Below are 3,198 nucleotides of genomic sequence, written 5' to 3'. Positions count from 1 at the left end.
AATGTCTGGCAGTTCCCTACTCTCACATGGGGAGACCCCACACTACCATCGGCGCTACGGCGTTTCACTTCTGAGTTCGGCATGGGGTCAGGTGGGACCACCGCGCTATTGCCGCCAGACAAATTCGGTTCATTCCCGTTTAACCCCTCACCCGCTTGCGCTGTGTCGGTTAAACCAGAATATCAATCTTAAACAAGCTGTGTGTCCTTCACCTTTCGGCTTCTCACTGTCTCGAATCCAACTTCGTCTCTCTAAAACACCTTCGGTGTTGTCAGGTTAAGCCTCACGGTTCATTAGTACTGGTTAGCTCAACATATCGCTATGCTTACACACCCAGCCTATCAACGTCTTAGTCTTAAACGTTCCTTTAGGACCCTTAAAGAGTCAGGGAAGACTCATCTCAAGGCAAGTTTCCCGCTTAGATGCTTTCAGCGGTTATCTCTTCCGCACTTAGCTACCGGGCAATGCCATTGGCATGACAACCCGAACACCAGTGGTGCGTCCACTCCGGTCCTCTCGTACTAGGAGCAGCCCCTTTCAATCTTCCAACGCCCACGGCAGATAGGGACCGAACTGTCTCACGACGTTCTAAACCCAGCTCGCGTACCACTTTAAACGGCGAACAGCCGTACCCTTGGGACCTACTTCAGCCCCAGGATGTGATGAGCCGACATCGAGGTGCCAAACACCGCCGTCGATATGAACTCTTGGGCGGTATCAGCCTGTTATCCCCGGAGTACCTTTTATCCGTTGAGCGATGGCCCTTCCATTCAGAACCACCGGATCACTAAGACCTACTTTCGTACCTGCTCGAGCTGTCACTCTCGCAGTCAAGCTGGCTTATGCCTTTGCACTAACCGCATGATGTCCGACCATGCTTAGCCAACCTTCGTGCTCCTCCGTTACTCTTTGGGAGGAGACCGCCCCAGTCAAACTACCCACCAGACACTGTCCGCACCCCAGATAATGGGGCAACGTTAGAACATCAAACATTAAAGGGTGGTATTTCAAGGTTGGCTCCACGCAGACTAGCGTCCACGCTTCAAAGCCTCCCACCTATCCTACACATCAAGGCTCAAAGTTCAGTGTCAAGCTATAGTAAAGGTTCACGGGGTCTTTCCGTCTTGCCGCGGGTACACTGCATCTTCACAGCGAGTTCAATTTCACTGAGTCTCGGGTGGAGACAGCCTGGCCATCATTACGCCATTCGTGCAGGTCGGAACTTACCCGACAAGGAATTTCGCTACCTTAGGACCGTTATAGTTACGGCCGCCGTTTACTGGGGCTTCGATCAAGAGCTTCTCCTTACGGATAACCCCATCAATTAACCTTCCAGCACCGGGCAGGCGTCACACCGTATACGTCCACTTTCGTGTTTGCACAGTGCTGTGTTTTTAATAAACAGTTGCAGCCAGCTGGTATCTGCGACTGGCTTCAGCTCCATCCGCAAGGGACTTCACCTAACGCCAGCGTGCCTTCTCCCGAAGTTACGGCACCATTTTGCCTAGTTCCTTCACCCGAGTTCTCTCAAGCGCCTGAGTATTCTCTACCTGACCACCTGTGTCGGTTTGGGGTACGATTAATGATAATCTAGAGCTTAGAGGCTTTTCCTGGAAGCAGGGCATGAGCTACTTCATCACCGTAGTGACTCGTCATCGAACCTCAGCATATAGTGAACCGGATTTGCCTAATTCACCTGCCTACATTCTTAAACCGGGACAACCGTCGCCCGGCTAGCCTAGCCTTCTCCGTCCCCCCATCGCAATTATCACCAGTACGGGAATATTAACCCGTTGCCCATCGACTACGCTTTTCAGCCTCGCCTTAGGGGTCGACTCACCCTGCCCCGATTAACGTTGGACAGGAACCCTTGGTCTTCCGGCGTGCGGGTTTTTCACCCGCATTATCGTTACTTATGTCAGCATTCGCACTTCTGATACCTCCAGCATGCCTCACAGCACACCTTCGCAGGCTTACAGAACGCTCCCCTACCCAACAATATTTTAATATCGCTGCCGCAGCTTCGGTGCATAGTTTAGCCCCGTTACATCTTCCGCGCAGGCCGACTCGACCAGTGAGCTATTACGCTTTCTTTAAATGATGGCTGCTTCTAAGCCAACATCCTGGCTGTCTGAGCCTTCCCACTTCGTTTCCCACTTAACTATGACTTTGGGACCTTAGCTGGCGGTCTGGGTTGTTTCCCTCTTCACGACGAACGTTAGCACCCGCCGTGTGTCTCCCGTGATAACATTCTTCGGTATTCGTAGTTTGCATCGAGTTGGTAAGTCGGGATGACCCCCTAGTCGAAACAGTGCTCTACCCCCGAAGATGAGTTCACGAGGCGCTACCTAAATAGCTTTCGGGGAGAACCAGCTATCTCCCGGTTTGATTGGCCTTTCACCCCCAGCCACAAGTCATCCGCTAATTTTTCAACATTAGTCGGTTCGGTCCTCCAGTTAGTGTTACCCAACCTTCAACCTGCCCATGGCTAGATCACCGGGTTTCGGGTCTATACCCTGCAACTCATTCGCCCAGTTAAGACTCGGTTTCCCTACGGCTCCCCTATACGGTTAACCTTGCTACAGAATATAAGTCGCTGACCCATTATACAAAAGGTACGCAGTCACCCTAATAAATTAAGGCTCCCACTGCTTGTACGTACACGGTTTCAGGTTCTATTTCACTCCCCTCGCCGGGGTTCTTTTCGCCTTTCCCTCACGGTACTGGTTCACTATCGGTCAATCAGGAGTATTTAGCCTTGGAGGATGGTCCCCCCATATTCAGACAGGATAACACGTGTCCCGCCCTACTCGTCGAGTTCACAACACTAGCATCTTCGGATACGGGGCTATCACCCTTTATTGCCGGACTTTCCAGACCGTTTTCCTGACACTAATGCTGATTAAGACTCTGGGCTGTTCCCCGTTCGCTCGCCGCTACTAGGGGAATCTCGGTTGATTTCTTTTCCTCGAGGTACTGAGATGTTTCAGTTCCCTCGGTTCGCTTCGTTTGACTATGTATTCATCAAACGATAGTGCAACGAATTGCACTGGGTTTCCCCATTCGGATATCGTCGGTTATAACGGTTCATATCACCTTACCGACGCTTTTCGCAGATTAGCACGTCCTTCATCGCCTCTGATTGCCTAGGCATCCACCGTGTACGCTTAGTCGCTTAACCTCACAACCCGAAGGTGT

The 3,198-nt window shown here is 51.6% G+C and carries 2 rRNA genes; both read right to left on the bottom strand.

Annotation, left to right across the window (positions count from 1 at the left end):
- Positions 1-3: 3 nt before the first annotated feature.
- Positions 4-119: ribosomal RNA gene (gene rrf, locus M998_RS19045) — 5S ribosomal RNA — on the bottom strand.
- A 153-nt stretch (positions 120-272) separates the two neighbouring features.
- Positions 273-3,181, bottom strand: a 23S ribosomal RNA gene (locus M998_RS19040).
- Positions 3,182-3,198: the final 17 nt, after the last annotated feature.

Origin of the sequence: Providencia heimbachae ATCC 35613 (genome assembly GCF_001655055.1) — a bacterium.
In the GTDB taxonomy this organism is placed as follows: domain Bacteria; phylum Pseudomonadota; class Gammaproteobacteria; order Enterobacterales; family Enterobacteriaceae; genus Providencia; species Providencia heimbachae.
The sequence above is the reverse complement of the archived record's forward strand: the minus strand, read 5'-3'. Positions and strand labels throughout refer to the sequence as shown.